Genomic DNA, 25,246 nt, shown 5'->3' with positions numbered 1-25,246 from the left:
CGGAAAACGCACCCGTACCGCCGCCGCCGGCCTGGCAGGTCAGAACGGTCACGCCATCCGCCGTCGAGGTCGCCGCATCGACCTATGTGGTGAAGCGGGGGGACACGCTGCGCGCCATTTCGGACCGGACCGGTGCGGGATCCGAAGTCATTGCCCGGGTCAACAACATCGCGCCACCGTTCAAGATCATCGTCGGACAGAAGCTCAAGATTCCCGGCGGGCGCTATCACCGGGTCGGCAAGGGCGAGACCGGCATCGCCATTTCGCGCGGCTATGGCGTGGAATGGAGCCGCATCGCCCAACTCAATGAGCTCGAAGAACCCTATATCCTCCGCGAGGGCCAGCGGCTGCTGCTGCCAAGCCGCAAGGAGGTCGCAAGCATGACCGCGGACGAGCGGGCGTCCGCGTTCAGGCTCGACATCGAGGACCTGATCACCGGTTCGGAACCCGCGCTCGCCACGCGCGAGACGCCCAAGCCGCCGGTGACGACGCCCAAGGCGGTCGCCCCCACCGTCGCGGTCGCCGAACCGACGCGCTTCACTGGGCGATTCGACTGGCCGGCGCGCGGACCGGTCCTGCGCGGTTTCGGCAGATATTCGGGCGGCCAGCAGAATGACGGCATCAATATCGGCGTCGAGCGCGGCAGCGCGATCACCGCCGCCGCCGATGGCGTGGTCGCTTATGTGGGGCAGGATATCCCGGCCTATGGTACGTTGATCCTGCTGCGCCACGGCGACGGCTGGCTCAGCGCCTATGGCTATGCCGACAGCATCACCGTGACGCGCGGCCAGAAGGTGGTGCGCGGTCAGACCATCGCGAAGAGCGGCGCGAACCCTTATAGCGGTGAGCCCCAGCTCCACTTCGAAATCCGCAACGGCCGGAAACCGGTCAATCCCACGAACTACCTGCCCGTACGGAGCTGATCCGACGTTCAGCCGAACGTGCCGGCATCCAGCTTCAGAGTGGCCCCGCTGCGCGTCTCGTTCCGGGCGGCAGCCAGAGCATTGGCGACCGTCGCTTTGAAGCGGGCCTGTGGCGGGCGGACACCATGGGCGAACAGTACGCGCCTGATCGGCACGCGCGTGCCGGTCAGATAGAGAGCTGCGCCTTGGCGATGGGCCTTTGCGGCCAGCGCCTTGATAGTGGCGGCGGCCGTGGAGTCGAGAATCGGCACGTTCGCAAAGTCGATGACATAGACCTTCGGATGCTCGCCGATCCGATCGAGGGCCGCTCCGACCGCGGCCGCGGCTCCAAAGAAGAAGGCACCGGAAATCCGATAGACGAGGATGTCGGGATCGGTTGCGGACTCGGGATCGTAGCAATCCCGGTCGCCCCCCGCATCATCGGCCATGTCCTGTTGAACCAATGGCCGGGGATCTTCGACCTCCACCGCCTGCGCCATACGATGGAGGAACAGCAGCGTCCCGACACCGAAGCCGACCAATATCCCCTCCGTCAGATCGCGGAACAAGACCAGCAGGAAGGTCAACAGCAGCACGACCGCATCGCCGCGCGATGTGCGCAGCAGTAGCGCGAACTCATGCTTCTCGGCCATGTTCCAGCACACCATCGCCAGGACCGCGGCGAGAGCGGCCAGTGGTACGTAGCTCGCGAGCGGCGCCGCCAGGAGTATGAACAGAAGCAGAAATACCGAATGCAGAATCCCCGCGACCGGGCCATGCGCGCCGGCCCGCACATTGGTTGCGGTACGGGCGATAGTCCCGGTCACACAGATGCCGCCGAACAGCGCGGACCCTATATTTGCCGCGCCTTGGGCGACCAGTTCGGCGTTGGACCGGTGGCGGCGTCCAGTCATTCCGTCTGCGACGACCGCCGAAAGAAGACTTTCGATGCTCCCAAGCAGCGCGAAGGACAAGGCTGCCGGCAGCACCAACTCGATCCTGTCCAGCGACAGCGCCGGCAGATGCGGCATCGGAAGCGACTGGGGAATGCCGCCAAAGCGCGTTCCGATCGTCTCCACCGGAAGCCCGAACAGTCGGCTCAACAGCGCAGCGACCACGATGGCAATGACGAAGGCGGGCCAGTGTGGACGGAAACGCCGAACCGTGATGATCACCCCGATTGAGATCAAGGCGACTGTCACTGCAGCAGCATTGACCGTTGGCAGGGCGCTACTCAGTGCCTCAAGCTTGGGAACGATTGCGCCCGGTTCGCGCCCCGCGAGCGTCAGACCAAGCAGATCCTTGATCTGGCTCGCGAAAATCACGATGGCGATGCCCGAGGTGAACCCGACCGTGACCGGATAGGGAATATATTTTATGAAGGTGCCCAGCCTCAGAAAGCCAATAGTAAGCAGCATCAGCCCGGAGAGCATGGTCGCAAGGATCAGTCCGTCGAGACCGTAGCGCTCGACCGTCCCCGTGACGAGTATGATGAACGCCCCGGCCGGTCCGCCGATCTGGAACCGGCTTCCCCCGAGCGCTGACACGATGAACCCGCCGACGATCGCCGTGTACAGCCCGCGATCCGGCGTCACTCCTGATGCGATCGCAATCGCCATCGAAAGTGGCAAGGCGACGATCGCCACGGTAAAGCCAGCGATCGCATCGGCCTTGAGATCGGCAAGTCCGTAGCGATCTCGCAAAATGGTGACGAGCTTGGGTGTGAACATCTCGCGGAAGCTGGGCTCCGCCTTGCTGGTTGTGACAGCATGTTTTCCGTTCATGGACATCGCGTCAGCTCGGCCTGCCGTTCGGATTGTCGGCGCGCTTGAGCCGCACGCCGCGTCCCAGGCCGACGCTTGTCCCATTGCTGCCGATCAGCTCGACCCCGGCCCCGTCTAACGCCTCGATGATCTTGGTGAGGGTATCGATGACGCCGCGCACGGTTCCCTCGCTCGCCTCCATCCGCTGAATGGTTGGCAAGGACACGCCCGACAATTCGGCGAGCTGCCGTTGGTCGATTGCCAGCAGGGCTCTGGCGGCTCGCATTTGCGCGGCGGTGATCATGGACAATCTCCCACGTCTGCAGCTTCACATAGCATTATTGACGTTTAAAACATCTTTTTGGAGTCAAACTGCGATCGTGGCCGTCCACCCGGGCAGCAGCCGGTCCTACCGCCGAGAGAGCAGGTTCAGGGGCCCCCTCGCAATTTGCGGAAAAAGCGCTTATGTGCGCGCGCTCCATGGCAATCCAACTCCCCTCCCCGCCGAAAGTCGGCATGGTGTCGCTCGGCTGTCCGAAGAACCTCGTCGACAGCGAGCGTATCCTCACGAAGCTGCGTGCGGACGGCTATGGCCTGTCGCCCGATTATGCCGGCGCCGATATCGTGCTGGTCAACACCTGCGGCTTCCTCGACAGCGCCAAGGAGGAGAGCCTCGAGGCGATTGGCGAGGCCATCGCCGAAAATGGCCGGGTGATCGTCACCGGCTGCATGGGCGACGAAGCCGAGCGGATCCGCGCCCGTTTTCCGAACGTCCTGGCCGTCACCGGCGCGCATCAATATGAGGCGGTGGTCGGCGCTGTGCACGAAGCGGCTCCGGTGACGGCGTCGCCCTATACCGATCTGGTGCCCGACGCCGGCCTCAAGCTGACACCGCGCCACTACAGCTATCTGAAAATTTCGGAAGGCTGCAATCATCGCTGCAGCTTCTGCATCATCCCGTCGATCCGCGGCGACCTGGTGAGCCGGCGGCCCGACGCGATCCTGCGCGAGGCGGAAAAGCTGGTTGCGGCCGGCACGCGCGAACTGCTGGTGATCAGTCAGGACACGTCCGCCTACGGGCTCGACCTGAGGCACGCAACCTATCCGCTCAAGGGCGGCGGCGAGGTCCGGGCGCACATGACCGATCTGGCCCGGGAACTCGGCAAGCTCGACGCGTGGGTGCGGCTTCATTATGTATATCCCTATCCGCACGTGGACCATGTCATCCCGCTGATGGCCGAGGGGCTGGTGCTGCCCTATCTCGATATTCCGTTTCAGCATGCGTCGCCGAGGGTGCTGAAAGCGATGAAGCGCCCCGCCAACGACGCGAAGGTGCTCGAGCGGCTCGCGGCCTGGCGCGCGATTTGTCCCGACATCACGGTGCGCTCGTCCTTCGTGGTCGGCTTTCCCGGCGAAACCGAGGCAGACTTCCAGTATCTGCTCAACTGGCTCGACGAGGCACAGCTCGACCGGGTGGGCGCGTTCCGGTTCGAGCCCGTGGCTGGAGCCGCCGCCAATGCGCTGCCGGACGCCGTACCCGACGAGATCAAGGAAGAGCGTTACGCGCGGATCATGGAGAGGACCGCCGCGATCTCCGCCGCAAAGCTCGAGGCGAAGATCGGCCGGACGCTGGATGTAATCATCGACGTCGTGGATGGCGAAGGCGGAGCGACCGGTCGCTCCAAGGCCGACGCGCCCGAGATCGATGGCGAAGTCCATCTGCGCGACGCAGCTACGCTCGCGCCCGGCGACATCGTAAAGGTCGAGATCGAGGATGCCGACGAGCACGACCTGTTCGGCGTGCAGGTCGGCTGACCTGCATACGGTCGATCACGCCATCGGCGGCAGCCTGTCGATCAGCTTGTCGAGCGTCAGCGGATAATCCCTGAGCCGGATGCCGGTGGCATTGTAGATCGCGTTCGCGACTGCCGCGCCGGCGCCGCAGATGCCGAGTTCGCCAACGCCTTTGGCTTTCATCGGCGAGCTCTTGTCGTCGAGTTCGTCGAGGAAGAACACGTCCTGCTCGGGTATGTCGGCATGAACCGGTACATGATATTCGGCGAGATCATGGTTGACGAAGAAGCCAAAGCGCTTGTCGACCAGCAATTCTTCCATGAGCGCGGCTCCGACACCCATCGTCATTGCGCCGATCACCTGGCTGCGCGCTGACTTGGGATTGAGGATGCGCCCGGCTGCGAACGCACCACCCTGCCGGCGGACGCGCACCTCGCCGGTCGCGGCATCGACGCCGACTTCGCAGAAATGCGCGCCGAACGCCGCCTGCGCGTAGCGCTTCGAAAGATCGCCGAACTCGATGCCGTCCTCGACGCTTACGCCCTCGGCGCCCGCCGCGTCGCCAAGCCGGACGCGCCGATTGCCGCCGACGATATAGCCGTCGGCGAAATCGACATCGTCGGCGTTGAAGCCAGCCTTCTGCGCTACCGTCGTGCGCAGCAGCATGCAGGCCGCATAGACGCCCGAGGTCGAGCTGTTCCCGCCCCACTGCCCGCCCGAGCCCGCCGAGACCGGAAAGCGGCTGTCGCCGAGCCGCACGACCACCTTGTCCAGCGGCACGCCCATGACTTCGGCGGCGGTCTGGGCGATGATCGTATAGCTGCCCGTGCCGATGTCCGTCATGTCGGTCTCGATGGTGACGATGCCCTCGCCATCAAGAATGGCGCGCGCAGCCGAGTTAACGGTGGGATTGTTGCGAAATGCCGATGCCATGCCCATGCCCACCAGCCAGCGGCCATCGCGCACCTGCCCCGGCTTGGGATTCCGCCGCCGCCACGAGAAGCGCTCCGCACCGACGCGCAGGCATTCGACCAGCTTGCGGCTTGAAAAGAGACGGGTCGGCCCCTTCTCCGGATCATATTGAACATCGTTACGAATGCGCAGTTCGACGGGATCGATCCCCACCTTTTCCGCCAATTCGTCCATCGCCACTTCGAGGGCAAGCAACCCGACGGCCTCGCCAGGCGCACGCATCGCATTGCCCTCCGGCAGGTCGAGCTCAGCGAGATAATGCGCGGTCATCCGGTTCTTGCCGCCATAGAGCAAGCGGGTCTGCGCCGCCGCCGTCTCGGCGCTACCGCCGGGCAGATCGCCTGACCAGCTCTCGTGGGCGATCGCTTCGATGACGCCGTTGCCGTCGGCGCCGAGACGGACGCGCTGGATCGTTGCCGGGCGGTGGACCGTATTGTTGGGGATCTGCGGCCGGGAGATCGCCACCTTGACCGGCCGCCCCGCCGCCCTTGCACCGAGCGCAGCCAATATCGCATCCGCGCGAATCCACAGCTTGGCGCCGAAGCCGCCGCCGACATAAGGCGAGACGATGCGCACATTGCCCGCAGGCAAGCCGAGCGTTGTCGCCACGTCGCGCACGGCCACCGCAACCAGTTGGTTCGATGTCCACAGCGTGAGCTTGTCGCCCTTCCAGGCGGCAATGGAGGCGTGCGGCTCCATCATCATATGGCTCTGGTCCGGCGTCGTGTAGATCTCGTCCACCGTCACGGTGGCGCGGGCGAAAGCGCCGTCGAAATCGCCGGCCTTCGTATCGGCTGGGCCGGCAAAGCCGACCGGCGCAGCGCTGGCATGGGAACGGCTTGCTGCCAGGTCGAACGACCCCCGAGTTGCGGCATAGTCGACCCGCACCAGCTTCGCCGCATCGCGCGCCTGCTCGAAGGTCTCGGCGACCACGAGCGCGACGGCCTGGTCGAAATGCTCGATCTGGGGCCCCGCGAGCAGCATCGCCGTATTGGATGGCGATATCTTCAGTGGCCCGGCGTTGGCCGCCGTAACTATGGCGAGGACGCCGGGGGCCGCCTCCGCATCACGACTGTCGATGGATCTGATCCTGCCCTTCGCTATGGCCGAGCCGACAATCCAGCCATAGGCGGCATCGGGTGCTACGTCATAGCGTTCATAAGCATAGGGCGCGGTTCCGGTGACCTTGATCGGCCCGTCAATCCGGTCATGCGGATGGCCTACCACGCGCTGGCGATCGATCACGTTATCGGCGGCCGGGGCGTCGAACTTCATGGTCATGCCTCCATCTCCGCCAGCACCGCGCCCAGCGTTCGCCTGACCAGCCTCAGCTTGAAGGCGTTATGTTCGGTGGTACGCGCACCGAGCGTCACGGATGCGGCGATGGCTTCGGCTCCCTTGAGCTTTTCGGCAGCCTCAACGCGCCATGGCTTGTGGGCGAGCCCGCCGAAGGCGAAACGCTGGCCGTCGGGACCCACTACCGCCGCCACAGACACGAGTGCGAAGGCATAGGAGGCCCGGTCGCGGACCTTGCGATAGATTTGCCGTCCGGCAATCGGCGGGGGCAGCAGCACGCCGGTGATCATCTCGCCCGGCGCAAGCGCCGTCTCGATGTGCGGCGTGTCACCCGGCAACAAGTGGAAGTCGGCGATCGGTATCCCGCGTGTCGTGCCGTCCGGTCGCACCGTCTCCACCACCGCATCGAGCACCCGCATCGCCACCGCCATGTCCGACGGATGCGTGGCGATGCAGGCATCGCTCGTTCCCATGATCGCATGGCCGCGATTGATGCCGCCCAGCGCGGCGCATCCGGATCCCGGCTTGCGCTTGTTGCATGGCATCCGCGTGTCATAGAAATAGGCGCAGCGGGTCCGCTGGAGCAGGTTCCCCGCCGTGGTCGCCTTGTTGCGAAGCTGGCCCGATGCGCCCGACACCAATGCGCGGGCCAACACCGGATAATCCCGCCGCACCCGCTTGTCGGCAGCGAGATCAGTGTTGCGCACCAGCGCGCCGATGCGCAGACCGCCGCCATCGATCTTTTCGATCCTGTCGAGGCCGAGATGGTTGATGTCGATCAGGAGCAGCGGGGTCTCGATCTGCAATTTCATCAGGTCGAGCAGGTTGGTGCCGCCCGCGATGAAGCGCGCGCCAGGATGCTGCGCGGCAGCTTTGGCAGCGCTGGCGGCATCTGCGGCGCGCTGATAGTTGAAGGGCCTCATGCCGTGCGCTTTCCGCTAACATCGCGGATCGCCGCGATGATATTGGGATAGGCCGCGCATCGGCAGATATTGCCGCTCATCCGTTCACGAACCTCGTCATCCGAGAAGGCGACGTCCATCAGGTCGGCACTGACATGACTGGGTACGCCCCGTTCAATTTCGGAGAGCATGGCTACAGCCGAGCATATCTGCCCCGGGGTGCAATAGCCGCATTGATAGCCGTCATGCTCGATGAAGGCTTTCTGCAGCGGATGGAGATCCTGCGGCGTACCAAGTCCTTCGATCGTGACAATTTCATCGCCGTCATGCATTGCCGCCAACGTCAGGCAGCTGTTGATCCGTCGGCCTTCGACGATCACCGTGCACGCACCGCACTGGCCATGATCGCAGCCTTTCTTGCTGCCGGTCAGGTGGAGATGCTCGCGCAGCGCGTCGAGCAGTGTCGTTCGGGGATCCAGCGACAGGTCATGATCCTTGCCGTTGACGTTCAGTCTCACGAGCATCGGCGTGACAGGGAGCGATTGCGCGGCCGGGCTCGTCTCGATTGGGGTTGCGGCCAAACCCACTGCCGTGACGGCTCCCGCAGCCAGCACGTTTCGTCGTGTCATCCCGTCGTCCCCGCGCGCCGAAGTCCGCTCAGCCGTCATCATGCACCCCGCTCGAATTTCTGACGGAGGCAACTGGCGGCCGCTGTGATCGTTCCCCGCCTCAAGGCCGCGGCTTCCCCGGCCGCCGCCCTGCCACGAGAACGGCCGCTCAACCCCACAAGGCAACCGGCGCCGGAAACGCGACGCCCCCCTCGAACTGCACCCGGTCGTCGCGATCTTGGGATAGCAGCAACGGTCCGTCAATGTCGATCCAGCGCGCGCCCTGCGCAACGAGCATCGCGGGCGCAATGCCGAGCGACGTGGACAGCATGCACCCGACCATCAGTTCCATCCCGGCGGAGCGCGCCGCGGCGGCGACCGCGAGCGCCTCGGTCAGCCCGCCAGCCTTGTCGAGCTTGATATTGATAGCAGCGTAGCGGCCGACACAACGCGGCAGATCGGCCCGATCCTGGCAACTCTCGTCGGCGCACAGCGGAATCGGAGAGGTCACGCCGTCGAGCAGGTGATCCTCGCCCGCCCTCACCGGCTGTTCGATGAGTTCTACGCCATGGGGCAGCAGCGCCGCCGCTTCTGCGGCGACGTCCCGCCCGGTCCAGCTCTCATTGGCATCCACGATCAGTCGCGCATGCGGCGCGCCGCGGCGAACCGCCGCCACCCGTTCGACATCGCCCTCGCCCGCCAGCTTGAGCTTAAGGAGCGGATAGACCACTGCCGCCTGCCGGGCGTCCCGCTCCATCCGATCAGCGTCACCAAGCGAGATGGTGAAGGCGGATTGCAGCGGCTGAGGCTGGGCCAGGCCGGCCAGCGACCAGACAGGACGCCGCTCGCGCTTCGCCTCGAGATCCCACAAGGCGCAGTCGATGGCATTGCGCGCAGCCCCGCGCGGCATTTGCCGCAGCAGATCTGCGCGCTCGATGCCCCGGGAAATCGCACCTGCCATGGCTTCGACCTGGGCCAGTACGGTCTCGGAGCTCTCACCATGGTAATAGATGGGAGTCGACTCGCCCCTCCCGGCGTGCACGCCGTCGCTGATCTGCACCACCACTAGGTCGACCTGCGTCCTCGCGCCGCGTGCAATGACGAAGCTGCCCGCGACCGGCCATGTCTCGATCCGCGCCGTCAACTCCGCCATCAGGTCATCGCCGCTCCGTTGGCGGGGCGCCGTGGGATCGGCCGGGGTTTGGGGTCGGGCCACAGCACGCGGGGCAGGATTCGTCCCTTCCGTTCGAACGCCGCCCTCACTTCCGGGCGGGCGAGGAACGAGGTCCACAAAGCGCGAAGCCGCGACGGCGCCGGCGCCAGCAGCGACCCGGTCGGCTGGAATTGCACGACCAGATCGCTTGCCGCATCGCTGTCGTCGAACGCCTTGAGGGTCAACTGCGAGGCCTCGGCATCGCGCCCCGCGCACAGCAGCGCTTCAATCGCAGCCGAGGGATTGTGGTCGCTGAGCTTCTTCAGCGTATCCATGGCGCTGGACGCTTCGGCGGTTCGTCCGAGCGCTGCCAGCGTGCAGACTTCGGTGCGATCGAGCCAACGCTTGCCGAGGTCGGTGAGAAGATCGCCGGCCTTCGCCCTCGCTTCGCGCGTCACCACGAGCGCCTTCGCCGGTTTGCCGGCCTCATCGAGGAACTCGGCATAGCTCACCAGCGCCGTGGAAGCCGCGGGCACATGCTGGATATCGAGCGCTAGGAACGGCGCCAGCAGCCGGTCGACCTCCTCGTTGCGACGCAGCGCTGCCAGCGCGCGGGCGCGGTAGAGGATGGTACGGACCGCTTCGCGGCTCATGCCATCGACGATGCGGACATCTTGGGTCATGTCGACCACGTCCTGATAATGGCCGAGCAGCAGCATCGCATCGGCCGCGTCTCGCAACGCCACATCCGAGTCCGGGGAATCGCCATAGGCCGACAATTTGTCGCGCGCGAACCGCTCCACCGACGTGGCACTGGCAGGACCGAGCCGGGCCTCCAATGCTGGCCACAACTTGGCAAAATGGCGGTCGACCGCCATAGCGGCGAGCTGCTCCGGCTGCCCGATCCGCTCGAGCAGACCTTCGGCCTCTGCCGCTTCGCCCTGATCTATCAGGGCCTCGATCGCGCCTTCGGCAAAGCCGATGCGAAGTTCGGGGATATCTGCCGGCTCCCAGTCGGCGCGCGCCAGGGCGATCAGCATTCGGCCCCGCACGGCGCGGGCGTGATCCTCGGCGAGCTTCAGTGAAATCGCCCGCACCGCCGCGCCGCTCAGCACATCGAGCGAGCGCGGCGAGGTCTCTGCCAGGGAAGCGATCTGGTCGGCCGCATCGGCGAAGCGATTTTCGTCGGCAGCGATGAGCACTCCGAATGCCTTGACCACGCCATCGCGCGGCATGCTCACGGCCAGTTCGCGCTGCACGACGGGCAGGTCGGCGACCCGGCCCTGCTCGCTGAGGCAGACAAGCCGCATTCTCTGGATGAGGTTGCGCTGCGGTCCGGCCGCAAGCCCGTCGATCAGCGGATCGAGCGCCGCAAGCACGCCAGCGCAATCCTCGCGGGTCGCAGCTTGCTGCGCCTTGCCGATTGCAGACTGTACGTCGGCCTCCGCGATTTCCGCCCGAAGCGGCGCGCCGGCAACGAGCGTCAGCGCCATGAGGAATGCCAATGCCGCCCTAGCGGGCATGCGTCGCAATCCACGCGTCGACAACAGGGGCAATCTCCTCGCGCCAGCGGCGTCCGTTGAAGATGCCGTAATGGCCCACATGTTCTGCCATCAGATATTTCTTGTGGCTGTCGGGCAGCTTGCTCGCCAAAGTGAGCCCAGCCCTGGTCTGCCCCAGCCCCGAGATGTCGTCGCGCTCGCCCTCGATCGCGAGTATGCCGACATCGGCGATCGCGGCGGGATCGACCTTGCGGCCGCGATGCATGAGCTCTCCCTTGGGCAACAGGTGCCGCTGGAAGACCACGTCGATCGTCTCGAGATAGAACTCGCAGGCCATGTCGCATACCGAGCGATATTCTTCGTAAAATGCCTTGGTAGCATCCGCGCTCTCTTCGTCGCCATCGACGAGATGCTTGAACATGCTCCAGTGGCTGACGAGATGGTTGCCCAGATTCATGGCCATGAAGCCGGTGAGCTGCAGAAAGCCCGGATATACTTTGCGGCCGGAACCCGGATAATAGACCGGCACGGTATGGATCACATTTTGCTCGAACCAGGTCAGCGGACGCTGGGTGGCGACGGTATTCACCGCGGTAGGCGCCTCGCGGGCGTCAACCGGGCCACCCATCATCGTCAGCGTCACGGGCCGGCAGGGATTCTGGTCCGCGCACATCAGCGCGGTGGCGGCGTAGGCTGGCACCGAGGGCTGACACACCGCGAGCATGTGGGCGCCGGGGCCCATCTTCTCCAGAAAGGCGATCAGATAATCGATATAGTCGTCGAGATCGAAACCACCCTCCTCCACGGGGACGAGCTTCGCGTCGCGCCAGTCGGTGATGTAGACATCATGGTCGATCATCATCCGTCCGACCGTGCCGCGCAGCAGCGTCGCATAATGGCCCGACATCGGGGCGACGATCAGCAGCTTCGGCTGGCCCGTCACGCCCCGTCGGCGGAAACGCTTGAGCTGCCCGAACGGCTTGCGGAGAATGATCTCCTCCGTCACCGGAACCTTCTCGCCATCGATCTCGACTTCGGTGAACCCGAAATCGGGCTTGCCGCGCGAAGCGGAAGCATGGGCGAAGACGTCCAGCCCCGAAACCATCATCGGCGCCATGTTGCTGTAAGACATCGGATTCAGGGGATTCTTGAGCCATTGGCCGCTCAGGTCGGCCCAGGCGCTCGCGGCGGACATCAGCGAACGTTGGAATTCATACGCATCGTACAGCATTCACGTCTCCCAGAGGCCTCTGCCGCCTTACGGCCATAATCATGCATCGCGCAATGCCGAGCATGCTCAACCGATGTGGGGATAGCAGGATCGAATTGCGAGATCATGAAGCCCGCGATTGAGCGTGCGCCCAAGGGTTGCTAGGGCCGGTCCATGGCGAAACGCAATGGTCCTCCCGAAAGCTCCCCCCGTAAGCTCGGCGAGCTCGCCATGATCTGGCGCTTCGCGCTTGCCTATCCCGGCCGTATCGTCGGTGCCGCGTTGGCGCTGATCGTCGCCGCAACGGCGACGCTGGCGATTCCTGGCGGGTTCCGCCTGGTGATCGACAAGGGATTCATCGCCTCGCGCGGCGATGTCGGCCCCTATTTCCGCTACCTCCTGATCATCGTGCTGGTGCTCGCGCTTGCCACCGCCTGCCGATATTATTTCGTCTCCTGGCTGGGCGAGCGCGTCGTCGCCGATATCCGGATCGCAGTTCAGGCCAATCTGCTCCGTCTGGCGCCGAGCTTCTTCGAGGAGAACCGGCCGTCGGAGATCGCATCGAGGCTGACCGCCGACACTTCGGTCATTGAACAGGTCGTCGGGACCACCGTGTCGGTGGCACTGCGCAACATCGTGCTGGCGATCGGCGGCATCATCTATCTGTTCGCGATAGCGCCCAAGCTGGCCGCGCTGCTGCTGCTCGGCATCCCGCTCGTCCTGCTCCCCATCATCGTGATGGGCCGGCGACTGCGCAAATTGTCGCAGAGCACCCAAGACCGTATCGCCGACGTCGGCGCGACAGTCTCCGAAACGCTGCGGGCGATGAAGATCGTCCAAGCCTTCGGTCAGGAGGCGCGCGAGGCGCAACGGTTCGAAACCGTTGTCGGCGCAGGCTTCGCCACCGCAAAGCGCCGCATCCGCATGCGCGCCGTGATGACCGCGATCGTGATCGCCCTGATCTTCGGCTCAATCACGATGGTGATGTGGCAAGGCGCGGTCGATGTCGCTTCGGGAAAGCTGTCGGGCGGTTCGATCGCAGCCTTCATCCTGACCGGCGGCATCGTCGCCGGCGCGTTCGGCGCGCTCGCCGAGGTCTATGGAGATATCGTGCGGGCAGCAGGTGCGGCCGCACGGCTTTCCGAGCTGCTGGGCGCGGAACCCGACATCCGGGCGCCCGCACTGCCGGCCGCACTGCCCTCGCCACCGCGTGGCCGGCTCGAGTTCGACCATGTCGCCTTCCGCTATCCCACCCGCCCCGAAGTGCTGGCGCTCGACGACATAAGCATGGTCGTCGAGCCCGGCGAAATGGTGGCGGTGGTCGGCCCGTCGGGTGCCGGGAAATCGACAATCCTGCAGCTGGCGCAGCGCTTCTATGATCCCGAATCGGGCGCGATCCGCCTTGACGGCATCGCACTGCGCGATGCGGATCCAGCCGACATCCGCGCTCGTCTCGCAGTGGTGCCGCAGGAGACGGTGATCTTCGGCGCCTCGGCACGCGATAATCTGCGCTATGGCCGCTGGGATGCCGATGACAGCGCGATCTGGGCAGCGGCCGAGGCCGCCAACGCCGCGACCTTCCTGCGCGCGCTGCCAGATGGCCTCGACACCTTCCTGGGCGAGGCCGGCGCGCGGCTGTCGGGCGGCCAGCGCCAACGCCTCGCGATCGCACGCGCACTGCTGCGCGACGCGCCGCTGCTGCTGCTCGACGAGGCCACCTCGGCACTCGATGCGGAATCGGAAAGGCTGATCCAGGATGCGCTCGATCGGCTGATGCGGGGCCGCACCACGATCGTCATAGCCCACCGTCTCGCCACCGTCCGCGCGGCGGACCGGATCATCGTCATGGATCAGGGCCGCATCGTCGAACAGGGCACGCACCAGAGCCTCAGCGCGCACGAGGGTTTGTATGCGCGGCTGGCCCGGCTGCAGTTCAACGATGTGCCTGCCTGACGCTGCTGCGCAGGTTATTTGTTAAAGCTGCCATCCAACAGCTTGATGATGGCCGAGAAATCCTTGCCGCCGCCGCCAAGGTTGGTGAAAGCCTGGTACAGGCTTTCGGCATGGCCGCCCATCGGGACGCTGGCGCCGACGCCCTGTGCCGCCTCTACCGCCAGCTTGAGATCCTTGAGCATCAAGGCGCTGGCAAAGCCGCCTTCGAAATTGCTGTCGGCCGGGCTGACCGGCCCGACGCCCGCGACCGGACAATAGCTGGTCATCGACCAGCTCTGTCCGCTGGCCTTCGACGATATATCGTAGAAGGTCTGGAGGTCGAGGCCAAGCTTTTGCGCCAGCGCGAACGCCTCGCATGTCGCCACCATGTTCGCGCCGAGGATCATGTTGTTGACGATCTTCGCGGCCTGGCCGGATCCGATCGTACCGGCATGTATCACCGCCTTGCCCATCAAGGTGAGTACTGGCTCTGCACGGGCGAAATGCTCCGCGCTGCCGCCCACCATGAACGTCAGCGTGCCGGCAATGGCACCGCCGATGCCGCCCGAGACCGGTGCGTCGACCATCGCCAGGCCCTTGGCAGCGGCCGCCGCGCCAACCGCGCGCGCGGTCGCGACGTCGATCGTCGAGCAATCGATAAGCAATGCCGTCGCTGGAACCGCAGAAAATATCTCGCCCTCATAGACCGAGCGGACATGCTGGCCCGCTGGCAGCATCGAAACGACGAACTCTGCGCCTGCAGCAGCTTCCGCAGCCGACCCGACAGCTACGCAGCCCGCCGCGACCGCCTTATCGAGAGCGTCCCTGGAAAGATCGTAGGCACGAACGTCATGGCCCTTCTTCGACAGATTGGCGGCCATTCCACCACCCATATTGCCGAGCCCGATGAAACCAATCGTCGCCATCTTACTGGCCCGTCCAATTGCCGGGTCGTTTCTCGACGAAGGCAGTCATGCCCTCGGCCTTGTCCGCGGTCGCGCAGAGTCCGTTGAAAACACGGCGTTCGAACAGCAGCCCCGTGACGAGGCCGGTTTCGAACGCGGCGTTGATCATCTCCTTGTTGCCGATCGCCGCCAGCGGCGGCATCGCCGCGATCGTCTGCGCCATCTTGAGCGCCTCATCCATCAGCTCGGCAAGCGGCACGACCTTGCTGCACAGATTCGCCTTCTCGGCCTCGGCGGCATCCATCATCCGCCCCGTCAGGCACATGTCCATCGCCTTCGACTTGCCCACGGCGCGAGTCAGCCTCTGCGAGCCGCCCATCCCGGGCGCGACCCCAAGCTTGATCTCCGGCTGCCCGAACTTGGCGTTGTCGGCGACGATCATGATATCGGCCATCATCGCCAGTTCGCATCCACCGCCCAGCGCAAAGCCGGCCACAGCAGCGATCCAGGGCTTGCGAGTCGCGGTGACCCGCTCGAAACCGGCGAAGAAATTCTCCCCGAACATCGCCGAAAAACCCTTCGGCTGCATTTCCTTGATGTCGGCTCCGGCGGCGAACGCCTTGTCGCTGCCCGTAAGCACTGCGCAACGCTGGCTTGGATCGGCGTCGAACTTGCCGAAGGCGTCGATCAGGTCGGCAAGCACCTGCGTGTTCAGCGCGTTCAGCGCCTTCGGGCGATTCAGCCGGATCACCGTAACGGCGCCTTGCAGCTCAACGAGAATGGTTTCGTAGGTCATCAGGGGCCTTTCAAGCGTTGGGCACGGGCGTCCAGGCCTCGGCAGCCGGCAGCGGTACAAAGATCGCGTCGACCTCGGCCTCGCTAACACCATCTGCCGTCGGTGGATTCCAGCGCGGTGAATTGTCTTTGTCGATGATCAAAGCACGGACACCTTCGACGAAGTCCGGCCGAGCGATCATATGGACGGCCACGGCGTATTCCATGGTCATTTCAGCCGCGAAGTCTTCGATCTTCGCCGCTTCGAACAGGAGTCCCAGCACGACCTTGCAGGCTCGCGGCGACTTGGTCTCGAGCGTCTTGAGCGTCGCCAGTGCCCAGTCTCCACCATCCGCGGCCAGAGCCGCCAGAATCTCCTCGAAGTGGTCGGACGCGAACAGCCGGTCGATATCGGCTCGGTGATCGAGGATCGGGGCGGGCGGCACCATCGTCCCGGCGCTGCGCAGCGCCGCATCGATCCCCCGAGGGTTGCCAAGGATCGCGGCTTTCAAGGCCTCGACATCGTCGCCTGCGACATAGTGGCTGCCGATGCCGAGCGCTAAACATTCGGCGCCGCTAAGCCGAGCGCCGGTCAACCCGACATATTGGCCCGTACGGCCCGGCATCCGCGAGAGATAACGGCCGCCGCCGACATCGGTGAACAGGCCGATCCCGGTTTCCGGCATGGCGTACATCGTGCGGTCGGTGACGACGCGGATCGTGCATGGCTGCGAGATACCCACGCCGCCGCCCATGGTGATCCCGTCGAGGAAGGCGACGGTCGGCTTGGCATAGGTGAACAGCAGATGGTTGAGGCGGTATTCCTCATGGAAGAAGGCACGCCCCGCAACGCCGTCACCCGCGGCACTGTCGGCTATGACACGAATGTCACCGCCAGCGCAGAAGCCCCTTCCCTCGGCATGGTCGATCATCACCAGGTCGACGGCGTCATCCTCGGCCCACGTGCTCAGCGCCGCGATCATGGCGGAGCACATCTCATGGGTGAGCGCGTGAATTGCCTTGGGACGGTTGAGCCGGATCCGGCCGGTACGGCCTTCAACGAAGGTGAAGATGTCCTGGCTCATTATCGGAGCATATCCCGGCTGACGATCATCCGCATGACTTCGTTGGTCCCTTCGAGGATGCGATGCACGCGGAGGTCGCGAAACAGTCGTTCGATCGGGTAATCCTGCAAATAGCCATATCCCCCGTGCAGCTGCAGCGCGCGATCGACGACCGACGATCCCGTGTCGGTCGCCATCCGCTTGGCCATGGCGGCAAAGCGCGTCTTGTCGGCGGTGCCGGCCGTCACCTTCACCGCGGCGGCGTATAGCAGCATCCGGGCCGCCTGCAATTCTGTCTCCATGTCCGCCAGCGTGAACTGCGTGGCCTGGAACTCGGCGATCGCCTTGCCGAACTGTCGCCGCTCCTTGGTGTAGTTCACCGCTTCATCGAGCGCGCGCTGCGCACCGCCAAGCGAACAGGCGCCGATGTTGAGCCGCCCGCCATCGAGGCCGGACATGGCGATGCCGAACCCGGCCCCTTCGTCGCCCAGCCGATTGGCAACGGGTACCCGCACGCCGTCGAAATTGACCTGTGCCGTCGGCTGCGACCGCCAGCCCAGCTTCTTCTCCTGTGCGCCGAAGCTCACGCCCGGCATGCCCTTCTCGATGACGAGGCACGAGATGCCCTTCGGGCCATCCTCACCGGTCCGAACCATCGTTACATAAAGTTCGTTTTCGCCGCCGCCAGAGATAAAGGCCTTCGATCCGGTGACCACATAATCGTCGCCATCGCGAACCGCCCTGGTACGAAGGCTCGCCGCGTCGGACCCCGCGCTCGGCTCGGTCAGGCAGTAGCTTGCGATCTTGTCGCAGGCGACGAGATCGGCCAGATATTTTGCCTTGACCTCTGCACCGCCGAAGCAGTCCACCATCCAGGCGGACATGTTGTGGATCGAGATGAAAGCGGAGGTGGAAGGGCAGCCATAGGCCATCGCTTCCATGATCAGCGCCGCCTCGAGCCGTCCCAGCCCGATGCCGCCCCCTTCCTCGGAGACATAGATGCCACCGAACCCGAGATCCGCGGCAGCCTTCACGACCTCGCGGGGGAAAATATGATGCTCGTCCCATTCCGCCGCGAACGGCGTAATCGCATCGGCGGTGAACTTCTGCGCCATATCCCGAATGGCGCGCTGATCATCGGTCAAATCAAACTGGTTCATGGCTAAAGGCACCTGCCCCCCTGCGCCCATAACGTCAAACCCAACCCACCGGCAGCCGGATTATTTCAGCTTGTCGATGACGGACGCGAACAGCACCTCATCCGGCGGAAGGATCTTCGTTTCGGCCAGCGGCTTCGAAACCCAGGTTTCGTTGATCAGATCGCGCCAGGTGATGTTGTTGTTCGTGGAATTGCCACCCCACGAACCGCAGCCCAGCGAGAAGGTCTGCCGCATGCCATTCCACAGATTGCCGCTGTTCGAAGCCGCCTGCGGCTGGTTGACCATCACACGCGAGGTCTTCGTCGCGTTCGCCAGCTTCATGATGTTCTCATCGCTGTTCGAATAGATGCCGCAGCTATGCCCCTGGCCCTGATAGGCCTGAATGCCGTTGGTCAGGCGGATCGCGTCGTCGATGTCCTTGGCGCGATAGAGCGCCATCGTGACTGTCATCTTCTCGCCCGAGAAAGGATGCTCAGGACCATAGCCGGTTTCAGGCACGATGAAGAACTGCGTGTCTTCCGGAATTTCGAAACCGGCGTAGTCGGCAATGAACTTAGGAGTTTGTGCGACGACTTTCGCGTTAATATGTCCATCGACCCAGATCGCGGCCTGCAGCTTGGCCTTGGCGGCATCGTTCAGGATGTAGCCGCCTTTCTCCTGCAGCTTGGCGAGCATCTTGTCATAGATCGCATCCACGAGGATCACACTGTTGTCCGAGGAGCAGCTCGCCGCGAGGTCAAGAGTCTTGGAGATCCGGATCTTTTCAGCGGCATCGTCCAGATCGGCGGTGTCGTCGACAGTCACCACCGCGTTACCCGCACCCACGCCAAGCGCCGGCGTGCCGCTGGAATAGGCCGCCGTGACCATCGCCGCACCGCCGGTCGCGAGGATGCGGTCGCACTGCTTCATCAGTTCATTGGTCTTTTCGAGCGATGGCGTATCGATGCTGATCACGAGATCTGCAGGGGCGCCCATCTTGACGATCGCCTCCCGCATCAGGTCGCAGATCATCTTGTTGGTGAGCTTGGCGCGCGGATGCGGCGCGACGATGATCGCGTTACGCCCCTTGACCGCGGAGATCGCCTTGATGACCGGCGTCGCTTCGGGGTTGGTCGTCGGCGCAAGCGCACCGATCACGCCGACCGGCTTCGCGATCTTGACGATGTTGCGAACCGGATCCTCTTCCAGGATGCCAACCGACTTGTCGTTGATGATGTCGTACAGGGTCGCGCGGGTCTTGCGGAAGATCTTGAGAAACTTGCCCTCATAATTGCCGAGCTGGGTTTCATCGACCGTGAATTGGGCGACCTTCTCGGCCACGCCTGGCTTCGCGACCGCCCACACCATCGCGGTGATCAACTTGTCGACCTGCTCCTGCGTATAATCCTCGATCTGCGCCTGGGCTGCGCGCGCCCGGCCGACCAGTTCCGCAATCTCAGCGGCAGCCGGATCGGCATCAACCAATGTCAGATTAGCTTGGGCCATCGATCCACTCCTGTGAAAATGCTTCGGCAACCGTCACCGAACGCCGCGGATGCCAATTTTCCGGCTCAATGAACCTGTGAGTTCCCGCATGCAAGGCGGTATATTTGCATGTTAAGTGTGCATTTTTACAGTATGGATCGAGAATGTTCGATTGGGACGACCTGCGGATTTTCCTGGTGCTGGCACGCATGCGAAAGGCGGCGCCGGCCGCGCGGGCACTGGGAATAGACGTGACGACGCTGAGCCGGCGGATAGCGCGGCTACAGACCAGCCTGAACGCCAGCCTGTTCGAGACGATCGGGGGGGAGCGGCGACTGACCGAGCGTGGCGAAGCGCTGTTCGCCCATGCCGAGGAGATGGAAAGCGCAACGCTGGCAGCGATCGGCGACGTGACAGGCGACTCGTCCAGCCTGTCAGGTCAGGTGCGGCTGAGCGTGGCTGAAGGCTTCGCGACCTGGGTGCTGGCCCCCGCCCTTCCCGCCTTCCAGCGTGATCACCCCGATATCCGGCTCGATCTCGTCACCGCGTCGGGCTTCCTCAACCCGTCCAAACGCGAGGCGGATATGGCGGTCATGCTCGCACGCCCGCGCACGGGCCGGCTCGCCGCAGCCAAGCTCGGCAATTACAGCCTGCGGCTATATGGCGCCGCCGACTATCTGGCCGCGACCAGCAAACCGAAGCGGATCGAGGACCTGAGGCAGCACCCGCTGGTCGGTTATGTTCCCGAGTTCATCTATGCCCCCGAACTCGATTATCTCAGCGAGGTCGGCGCCGGCCTGTCGGCGGTCGCGCGCAGCACCAGCATCAACGTGCAGCACAGGCTGATCGCCAGCGCCGCCGGCATCGGCATCTTGCCAGCCTTCATCGGCGACCGCGACCCTTCGCTTACACCGCTGCTTGCCGATCTGATCGAGATCCGCCGCAGCTTCTGGCTGGTCACCCATAGCGACCTGCGCCGCCTCGCCCGGATCGAGGCCGTAGCCGGCTGGCTGAAAACAAGTGTCACCGGAATGACATAATGCGGCGAGGCGCATGCTGGCGCTCGTGGACATCAATCGCCACGGCGCCAAGATCTTGTTGGTCACCGCCAATCCCGAACAGATCGGCGATGCTATCCATATCGGCGAAGTTCATCAAAGCCGTTCGATCGCACCCCAATCCTGCGCGCGGTCGCATTGGTTCGCGCCGACGAGGCGGCCTGAGCCCGCCGCCGCACAAGCTGCAACCGAAATCAAGCCCTCGCCACTAATCCACGACAAGATCTCGATTTTCTCGTCTCGCCATAATTTTTTTCTTTTTTCCTCTGTATCTTCGTGAACATGTACGGGGGTGCAACGTTTGCAACTCAGCTGTTGGAGTTGAGTATGATCGACACGCACACTGCCTTACAAAATCGCTTGCTTGCCGCGCTTAAACCCGACGACCTGATGCTGCTGCTGCCCTCGCTCACGGCCCTCGAATTTCCTACTGGAAAGATATTACAGGAGGCAGGCAGCGAAGTTCGCTATGCTTGGTTTCCGCTGGAGGCAGCCGCCGCCTCGTTCGTGGTCGCCGCCGATGCCAATCATATGGTCGATGCCGCGCTAGTTGGCCGCGAGGGTGCCGTTGGCGGGATCATCTCCACAGGGAACTACCCTGCCTATGCGCGAGCTCATGTCCAGTTCCCAGGCAAGTTCCTGCGGCTGCCACTCAGTGCGCTGAACCAGGCCAAGGCTCAATCGCCCAGCATAGCCGACTGGGTTGCCCGCTATTCAGATTGCCTCGTGGCCCAGCTGTTTCAATCGGCCGCCTGCAACGCCTCGCACACTATCGCACAGCGCCTTGCCCGCTGGCTAATCGCCACCCGCGACCGGATCGACTGCAACGAGATCATCATCACGCAGGAGCAACTCGGTGAGATGCTCGGCGTCGGCCGCAGCTTCATCAACCGCTCGCTGCGCCACTTGGGCATGATGGGCATACTCGGATCGCGCCGTCGGCGGATCGTGATCCTCGACGCCGACAGGCTGGAAGCAATCGCCTGCGACTGCAACCATCGCGTGCGTGACCATTTCGACTTGGTTCTTGCCGGTGTCTATCCGCGCGAACCCGACTCAGTCGCCGCGTAAGCCGCACAGCTCGATCGAGGGCGCCATAAGTCACCGGGTCCGGGACGGACGAAGGCCAACCGAAGCGGAGGTAGGATTGAACAGGATATGTAAAGTGATCGCGACGATCGCGCTCGGCCTGACAGCGGCCTCGGCATCCGCTCAGGTCGCCGGAGGAGTGAACGCGTCTTCCGGCGGAGATGTTCGAGTCGCCAGTCCGGCTGCGGCCACCAGCGCAGCCGGTTCGGTCCGCGCCGAAGTCGGTGCAGCGTCGCGAAGTGATGCGGCCGCCGACACGGCTCCAAGTGCCGTTGGTGACGTCAAGCGAGCGATCCGCAAGCCCCGTCCTGACGCCCCGGTTGCCACCAATAGCGGTGCGGCGACCGCGGCTGGCAGCACCGCCAAGTCGAGCGGCAAGTCACCGGAACCCAGCAGCGGCGACTAAGTCTGTCGACCCGATCGGATGGCGCCGGTGTAGCCAAGGCAGCGGCGCCGCGATCCTTCATTCGAATTCGTAGGAGTATCGAGAATGCCGCTTGGCCGTGAACTTGCCCCCCATCTGCCCTTCCTGCGACGCTATGCTCGGGCGCTCACCGGTTCACAGCAGGAGGGCGACCGCTTTGTCCGTGCCGCCCTGGAGGGCATCGTTGCTGCGCCCGGCGACTTTCCTCGTGACGTCGATCCCCGGCTGGCGATTTATCGTGTCCTGATCGGCCAGTGGGAGGCGGCCGGGGTCGTCGAAGCGCGACTTGGCAGGATCACCCCACGGACGCGCCAGGCGCTGCTGCTCACTGCAATGGAGGGTTTCACGCCGGAGGATGCCGGTTATCTGATGCGGTGCGACCGGGCTGAAGTCGAAGCGCTTGCCGACGAGGCGCTTGCCGAGATCGAACGACAGGCGCGCACCAATGTCCTGATCATCGAGGACGAGCCGATCATCGCGATGGACATCGAAAGCATCGTGCGCGATCTGGGCCATGGCATATCCAGGATCGCCGTCACGCACGACGAAGCGGTGGCGAGTGCGCGCGCTCACCGGCCCGGCTTGGTCCTCGCCGATATCCAGCTTGCCGACGACAGTTCCGGCGTCGACGCCGTGCAGGAGATCCTAGCGGATTTTTCCGTCCCGGTGATCTTCATAACGGCTTTTCCAGAACGGCTGCTCACGGGAGAGCGCCCCGAGCCCGCCTTCCTCATCACCAAGCCCTTCCAGCGCTCCACCATCAAGACGGCGATTAGTCAGGCGCTGTTCTTCCACCAGGCCGCGCTCGCATGACCCCGCTCGTTTCGGGAACAAATCAATATAAATCAATACCATAGGAACATCTATCCTTCCCAATACGTTGTGGCGGCGTTCCTGTAGTCAAGGAGATTCCCAATGGGCGAAATGCTCGACAAGACAAAAGGCTTTGCCAATGAAGCCGGCGGCAAGGCCAAGCGCGCGGTCGGCGACGCACTCGATCGCCCCGATATTCGCGCCGATGGCGACGCCCAGGAAGGCAAGGGCGATCTTCAAAAGGCGAAGGGCGAAGTAAAGGGCGCGATCAACCGCATCTGACGCCTCTCACCCGGACCAATGAGGAGCAGGTCGGTCATGCCGCCCTGCTCCTTGTGTTTCGCACCTCGCGGCTCTCTTGTCGCGGCGACTGGCGACCCGTGGTGTGCACGGAAACCTTTGCGAACTACTTCGTTCTGGGATTTCCAATAAGGAGACTGAAGATGTCGGACGCGACCAAACTCAAGGAACATCTTTGGGCCAAACTGAGCCACGGCCCGTTCATGATGGTCGGTCTTTCGGAACCGCGCACCCATGCAGAACCGCTGACCGTGCAGCTCGACAAGGATCAGCTCGACCGGATTTACTTCTTTGTCGGCAGGGACAATCGCATCGCTCCCGGTGGACCGGCGATGGCGCAGTTCGTGTCCAAGGGTCAGGACTTCTTCGCGTGCCTGTCCGGCCGGATCACCGTCGACAACGATCCTGCCATGATCGAGAAGCTCTGGTCGAATCAGGCCGGGGCATGGTTTCCCGGCGGGAAATCTGATCCCAACCTGGCGCTGGCGCGATTCGACATCGACGAGGCCGAGCTATGGGAATCGGATATGTCCCTCAGCGGCAAGCTGAAGATGCTGTTCGGCGGCAAGATTCGCGCCGACGAAGAAGGCAGCCACGCCAGAGTTTCCAGCACCGCGGTGTGACCGCGAGCGATCAGCAAACTGCGTGGCCGGGCGGCCACGCAGTTTGCCGGTTGATCAGAAGCGATAGCTGACGGTCGTGACGACCGAATGATAGGCGAACTTCGAGAAGCCGCGGCGGAAATCGGTGCCGGTACCGCTCACCACCGTGAAAGGTCCGCCGACCGGGCCGCCCGTCACAGCGATTCGATAGTCGTTGTTCTTAAGCGCCGTGAACAGATAAAGGGCGCCGATCGAGAACGGCCCGACCTTCTGTTCGATGCCGCCGCCATAGGTATAGCCATAGGCGTTCTTGGTCGGATCGTTAGGCGTGAAAGTGTTGACGGCATTGGTGGTCGTGAAGCTGTTCTCGATCTTGCCATAAGTGACGCCACCGGTGCCGTAGACCAGCGTGCCGGTGCTGAGCGCATAGCCGGCGCGGCCGCGGATCGAAGCATTTTCCTTGAGCTTTGCCTTGAAACGATAGGCCGCTGGCGTGGTGCTGAATGCGGTCACGCTATCGTAGAGATAGGCTCGGCCGGCTTCCACGACAGCGCCGACGACAGGTCCGCTGGTTTCGCCGAACTGGAGATCGTAGCCGAGATGGACCTTCCAGATCGTCGCGTCATTGTCCTTCGTGCAGCCGGTGGCAGGCGACCGGGTGGTCGGTGCACCGCCGCAGAAACCGGGCGAGAAGTTGGGGAAAGCATCGCCGAAATTGCCGTCGCGATTACGATCGAAGCTGATCGCTTCGTCGCCGTCGCGCGGTTGCCAGCTATAACCGAGCTGCCCGCCAATGTAGAAACCGGTCCAGCTCGCGGAACCTGTGCTCAAATCCTGCGCGGACGCGCCTGCAGCGCCGAGCGCGGCCAAGCCGGCCGCCGTGATTATCTTGAAAACATGTCGCATGCTCAACCTTTCCTGCTGTCGAAACGGCTTGATCTTATCTTTGCTCGACCAAATACCCTAGAATTCGAAGCGGATAGCGCAGATTGGTAGCATATTACCAGACGATTTTATGTCCGTAACGGTCGATTTATCACCGGGCGATGACGCGCCTCCGCCGGACCATGGCGCTTTTACCCGCCAGGGAGCAATGCTGTCGTGACGGCCATGAGACAGATCGAGGGATAGCGGGGGAACGGTAAAGATCAAGCGACGTTATATTGACCGAGCCACTTCCGGCTCCGTACCGAGGAGTAGATCGATGGGTCTCCTTATTCTTCTTGTAGTCGGGGGTGTTATTGGCTGGATTGCCAGCATGATAATGCGCACCGATGCTCAACAGGGCATCGTGCTTAATGTCGTGGTCGGGATCATCGGATCTTTCCTGGCCGCATTCTTGCTGTCGCCGCTACTCGGTGTCCCGCCGATTACCAGCGGTGCGATCACCGCCTCCACCCTCATCATCTCGCTGCTGGGCGCGATCGTTTTGCTCGCGATCGTCAATCTCGTGCGGCGCGGCACAGTCCGCTAGCCGGCACTGTCATTGCGCCGAGCCTGAAGGAGGCACCTGCCGGCTCGGCATGAGGAGCCCGTCGATCCCAGGATTGGCGGGCTTT

Annotated in this window: 25 protein-coding genes; 11 read left to right on the top strand and 14 right to left on the bottom strand. The window is 63.9% G+C overall.

Annotated elements, in window-relative coordinates; all coding sequences use genetic code 11:
• Nucleotides 1-923, top strand: a 923-nt coding sequence (locus tag AC1DQK_RS12345) for a peptidoglycan DD-metalloendopeptidase family protein (RefSeq protein WP_477870834.1), incomplete at its 5' end; no start/stop codon positions are given.
• A gap of 8 nt (nt 924-931) precedes the next feature.
• Here the strand turns inward: AC1DQK_RS12345 and AC1DQK_RS12340 are convergent.
• Together AC1DQK_RS12340 and AC1DQK_RS12335 are read right to left on the bottom strand one after the other, a co-directional pair.
• A complete protein-coding gene (locus AC1DQK_RS12340) occupies nt 932-2,686 on the bottom strand; it encodes a SulP family inorganic anion transporter (RefSeq protein ID WP_477870832.1) in 1,755 nt (584 codons plus the stop codon).
• Between the two features lie 10 nt (nt 2,687-2,696).
• The gene (locus AC1DQK_RS12335) at nt 2,697-2,969 is read right to left on the bottom strand and encodes a helix-turn-helix domain-containing protein (RefSeq protein WP_477870830.1); all 273 of its coding nucleotides are present in this window, start codon (nt 2,967-2,969) and stop codon (nt 2,697-2,699) included.
• A gap of 176 nt (nt 2,970-3,145) precedes the next feature.
• Here AC1DQK_RS12335 and rimO point away from each other — a divergent pair, with 176 nt between their 5' ends.
• The gene (rimO, locus tag AC1DQK_RS12330; RefSeq protein WP_477870828.1) at nt 3,146-4,480 is read left to right on the top strand and encodes a 30S ribosomal protein S12 methylthiotransferase RimO; all 1,335 of its coding nucleotides are present in this window, start codon (nt 3,146-3,148) and stop codon (nt 4,478-4,480) included.
• 15 nt (nt 4,481-4,495) lie between these two features.
• Here the strand turns inward: rimO and paoC are convergent, their stop codons facing one another.
• The 6 genes from paoC to AC1DQK_RS12300 form a co-directional block, all read right to left on the bottom strand.
• Entirely contained in the window at nt 4,496-6,706 is a 2,211-nt protein-coding gene (gene paoC / locus AC1DQK_RS12325; protein ID WP_477870826.1) for an aldehyde oxidoreductase molybdenum-binding subunit PaoC, read from the bottom strand.
• Between the two features lie 2 nt (nt 6,707-6,708).
• Nucleotides 6,709-7,650, bottom strand: coding sequence for an FAD binding domain-containing protein (locus tag AC1DQK_RS12320; protein ID WP_477870824.1), 942 nt, complete (start codon nt 7,648-7,650; stop codon nt 6,709-6,711).
• Nucleotides 7,647-8,258, bottom strand: a complete 612-nt coding sequence (gene paoA / locus AC1DQK_RS12315; protein WP_477870822.1) for an aldehyde dehydrogenase iron-sulfur subunit PaoA — start codon at nt 8,256-8,258, stop codon at nt 7,647-7,649. Before paoA ends, AC1DQK_RS12320 begins: the two co-directional genes overlap by 4 nt.
• Nucleotides 8,259-8,406: 148 nt before the next feature.
• Nucleotides 8,407-9,390 carry an N-acetyl-D-Glu racemase DgcA gene (gene dgcA / locus AC1DQK_RS12310; RefSeq protein WP_477870820.1) on the bottom strand — a complete coding sequence of 328 codons (984 nt, stop codon included), beginning with the start codon at nt 9,388-9,390 and terminating at the stop codon, nt 8,407-8,409.
• Nucleotides 9,390-10,913 carry a hypothetical protein gene (locus AC1DQK_RS12305; protein ID WP_477870818.1) on the bottom strand — a complete coding sequence of 508 codons (1,524 nt, stop codon included), beginning with the start codon at nt 10,911-10,913 and terminating at the stop codon, nt 9,390-9,392. Before AC1DQK_RS12305 ends, dgcA begins: the two co-directional genes overlap by 1 nt.
• Nucleotides 10,903-12,123, bottom strand: coding sequence for a polyhydroxyalkanoate depolymerase (locus AC1DQK_RS12300; protein ID WP_477870816.1), 1,221 nt, complete (start codon nt 12,121-12,123; stop codon nt 10,903-10,905). Before AC1DQK_RS12300 ends, AC1DQK_RS12305 begins: the two co-directional genes overlap by 11 nt.
• A gap of 153 nt (nt 12,124-12,276) precedes the next feature.
• Between AC1DQK_RS12300 and AC1DQK_RS12295 the strand changes: the two genes are divergently transcribed.
• Complete coding sequence (locus AC1DQK_RS12295) at nt 12,277-14,055, top strand: ABC transporter transmembrane domain-containing protein (protein ID WP_477870814.1); 1,779 nt, start codon at nt 12,277-12,279, stop codon at nt 14,053-14,055.
• A gap of 14 nt (nt 14,056-14,069) precedes the next feature.
• Here the strand turns inward: AC1DQK_RS12295 and mmsB are convergent, their stop codons facing one another.
• Genes mmsB through AC1DQK_RS12270 form a run of 5 tightly spaced genes read right to left on the bottom strand, consistent with a single transcriptional unit; the run spans nt 14,070 to nt 19,422 of the window.
• Entirely contained in the window at nt 14,070-14,960 is an 891-nt protein-coding gene (mmsB, locus tag AC1DQK_RS12290) for a 3-hydroxyisobutyrate dehydrogenase (protein ID WP_477870812.1), read from the bottom strand.
• Nucleotide 14,961: 1 nt separating this feature from the next.
• Entirely contained in the window at nt 14,962-15,735 is a 774-nt protein-coding gene (locus AC1DQK_RS12285; RefSeq protein ID WP_477870810.1) for an enoyl-CoA hydratase-related protein, read from the bottom strand.
• A 10-nt stretch (nt 15,736-15,745) separates the two neighbouring features.
• Entirely contained in the window at nt 15,746-16,798 is a 1,053-nt protein-coding gene (locus AC1DQK_RS12280; RefSeq protein WP_477870808.1) for an enoyl-CoA hydratase/isomerase family protein, read from the bottom strand.
• A complete protein-coding gene (locus AC1DQK_RS12275) occupies nt 16,798-17,937 on the bottom strand; it encodes an acyl-CoA dehydrogenase family protein (protein WP_477870806.1) in 1,140 nt (379 codons plus the stop codon). Before AC1DQK_RS12275 ends, AC1DQK_RS12280 begins: the two co-directional genes overlap by 1 nt.
• A 60-nt stretch (nt 17,938-17,997) precedes the next feature.
• A complete protein-coding gene (locus AC1DQK_RS12270) occupies nt 17,998-19,422 on the bottom strand; it encodes an aldehyde dehydrogenase family protein (RefSeq protein WP_477870804.1) in 1,425 nt (474 codons plus the stop codon).
• Nucleotides 19,423-19,565: 143 nt separating this feature from the next.
• Here AC1DQK_RS12270 and AC1DQK_RS12265 point away from each other — a divergent pair, with 143 nt between their 5' ends.
• The 7 genes from AC1DQK_RS12265 (at nt 19,566) to AC1DQK_RS12235 (ending at nt 23,708) form a co-directional block, all read left to right on the top strand.
• A complete protein-coding gene (locus AC1DQK_RS12265) occupies nt 19,566-20,441 on the top strand; it encodes a LysR family transcriptional regulator (RefSeq protein ID WP_477870802.1) in 876 nt (291 codons plus the stop codon).
• Nucleotides 20,442-20,454: 13 nt separating this feature from the next.
• Entirely contained in the window at nt 20,455-20,739 is a 285-nt protein-coding gene (locus AC1DQK_RS12260; protein ID WP_477870800.1) for a hypothetical protein, read from the top strand.
• Between the two features lie 2 nt (nt 20,740-20,741).
• Complete coding sequence (locus tag AC1DQK_RS12255) at nt 20,742-21,530, top strand: Crp/Fnr family transcriptional regulator (protein ID WP_477870874.1); 789 nt, start codon at nt 20,742-20,744, stop codon at nt 21,528-21,530.
• Nucleotides 21,531-21,624: 94 nt separating this feature from the next.
• Nucleotides 21,625-21,954 (top strand): hypothetical protein, encoded by a 330-nt coding sequence (locus AC1DQK_RS12250; RefSeq protein ID WP_477870799.1) that lies wholly within the window; start codon nt 21,625-21,627, stop codon nt 21,952-21,954.
• A gap of 84 nt (nt 21,955-22,038) precedes the next feature.
• Nucleotides 22,039-22,785, top strand: coding sequence for a response regulator (locus AC1DQK_RS12245; protein WP_477870797.1), 747 nt, complete (start codon nt 22,039-22,041; stop codon nt 22,783-22,785).
• Between the two features lie 102 nt (nt 22,786-22,887).
• Nucleotides 22,888-23,067 (top strand): CsbD family protein, encoded by a 180-nt coding sequence (locus AC1DQK_RS12240; RefSeq protein ID WP_477870795.1) that lies wholly within the window; start codon nt 22,888-22,890, stop codon nt 23,065-23,067.
• Between the two features lie 161 nt (nt 23,068-23,228).
• Nucleotides 23,229-23,708, top strand: a complete 480-nt coding sequence (locus AC1DQK_RS12235) for a pyridoxamine 5'-phosphate oxidase family protein (protein WP_477870793.1) — start codon at nt 23,229-23,231, stop codon at nt 23,706-23,708.
• 54 nt (nt 23,709-23,762) lie between these two features.
• On the opposite strand, the gene AC1DQK_RS12230 is transcribed toward AC1DQK_RS12235, so the two are convergent.
• Nucleotides 23,763-24,518 (bottom strand): outer membrane protein, encoded by a 756-nt coding sequence (locus tag AC1DQK_RS12230; protein WP_477870792.1) that lies wholly within the window; start codon nt 24,516-24,518, stop codon nt 23,763-23,765.
• A gap of 373 nt (nt 24,519-24,891) precedes the next feature.
• Between AC1DQK_RS12230 and AC1DQK_RS12225 the strand changes: the two genes are divergently transcribed.
• The gene (locus tag AC1DQK_RS12225; RefSeq protein WP_477870790.1) at nt 24,892-25,161 is read left to right on the top strand and encodes a GlsB/YeaQ/YmgE family stress response membrane protein; all 270 of its coding nucleotides are present in this window, start codon (nt 24,892-24,894) and stop codon (nt 25,159-25,161) included.
• Nucleotides 25,162-25,246 lie beyond the last annotated feature (85 nt).

The organism is Rhizorhabdus sp. P4_G5, from assembly GCF_056401065.1.
This window is presented reverse-complemented; position numbering and strand designations above follow the sequence as displayed.

Excerpts from the sequence above, each read along its gene's own strand:
- rimO (WP_477870828.1), top strand. The coding sequence starts at position 3,146 with ATGGCAATCCAACTCCCCTCCCCGCCGAAAGTCGGCATGGTGTCGCTC.
- paoC (WP_477870826.1), bottom strand. The coding sequence starts at position 6,706 with ATGAAGTTCGACGCCCCGGCCGCCGATAACGTGATCGATCGCCAGCGC.
- dgcA (WP_477870820.1), bottom strand. The coding sequence starts at position 9,390 with ATGGCGGAGTTGACGGCGCGGATCGAGACATGGCCGGTCGCGGGCAGC.
- mmsB (WP_477870812.1), bottom strand. The coding sequence starts at position 14,960 with ATGGCGACGATTGGTTTCATCGGGCTCGGCAATATGGGTGGTGGAATG.
- AC1DQK_RS12285 (WP_477870810.1), bottom strand. The coding sequence starts at position 15,735 with ATGACCTACGAAACCATTCTCGTTGAGCTGCAAGGCGCCGTTACGGTG.
- AC1DQK_RS12300 (WP_477870816.1), bottom strand. The coding sequence starts at position 12,123 with ATGCTGTACGATGCGTATGAATTCCAACGTTCGCTGATGTCCGCCGCG.
- AC1DQK_RS12295 (WP_477870814.1), top strand. The coding sequence starts at position 12,277 with ATGGCGAAACGCAATGGTCCTCCCGAAAGCTCCCCCCGTAAGCTCGGC.
- AC1DQK_RS12225 (WP_477870790.1), top strand. The coding sequence starts at position 24,892 with ATGGGTCTCCTTATTCTTCTTGTAGTCGGGGGTGTTATTGGCTGGATT.
- AC1DQK_RS12240 (WP_477870795.1), top strand. The coding sequence starts at position 22,888 with ATGGGCGAAATGCTCGACAAGACAAAAGGCTTTGCCAATGAAGCCGGC.
- AC1DQK_RS12275 (WP_477870806.1), bottom strand. The coding sequence starts at position 17,937 with ATGAACCAGTTTGATTTGACCGATGATCAGCGCGCCATTCGGGATATG.
- AC1DQK_RS12235 (WP_477870793.1), top strand. The coding sequence starts at position 23,229 with ATGTCGGACGCGACCAAACTCAAGGAACATCTTTGGGCCAAACTGAGC.
- AC1DQK_RS12265 (WP_477870802.1), top strand. The coding sequence starts at position 19,566 with ATGTTCGATTGGGACGACCTGCGGATTTTCCTGGTGCTGGCACGCATG.
- AC1DQK_RS12280 (WP_477870808.1), bottom strand. The coding sequence starts at position 16,798 with ATGAGCCAGGACATCTTCACCTTCGTTGAAGGCCGTACCGGCCGGATC.
- AC1DQK_RS12245 (WP_477870797.1), top strand. The coding sequence starts at position 22,039 with ATGCCGCTTGGCCGTGAACTTGCCCCCCATCTGCCCTTCCTGCGACGC.
- AC1DQK_RS12320 (WP_477870824.1), bottom strand. The coding sequence starts at position 7,650 with ATGAGGCCCTTCAACTATCAGCGCGCCGCAGATGCCGCCAGCGCTGCC.
- AC1DQK_RS12340 (WP_477870832.1), bottom strand. The coding sequence starts at position 2,686 with ATGAACGGAAAACATGCTGTCACAACCAGCAAGGCGGAGCCCAGCTTC.
- paoA (WP_477870822.1), bottom strand. The coding sequence starts at position 8,258 with ATGACACGACGAAACGTGCTGGCTGCGGGAGCCGTCACGGCAGTGGGT.
- AC1DQK_RS12335 (WP_477870830.1), bottom strand. The coding sequence starts at position 2,969 with ATGATCACCGCCGCGCAAATGCGAGCCGCCAGAGCCCTGCTGGCAATC.
- AC1DQK_RS12255 (WP_477870874.1), top strand. The coding sequence starts at position 20,742 with ATGTACGGGGGTGCAACGTTTGCAACTCAGCTGTTGGAGTTGAGTATG.
- AC1DQK_RS12270 (WP_477870804.1), bottom strand. The coding sequence starts at position 19,422 with ATGGCCCAAGCTAATCTGACATTGGTTGATGCCGATCCGGCTGCCGCT.
- AC1DQK_RS12260 (WP_477870800.1), top strand. The coding sequence starts at position 20,455 with ATGCTGGCGCTCGTGGACATCAATCGCCACGGCGCCAAGATCTTGTTG.
- AC1DQK_RS12305 (WP_477870818.1), bottom strand. The coding sequence starts at position 10,913 with ATGCCCGCTAGGGCGGCATTGGCATTCCTCATGGCGCTGACGCTCGTT.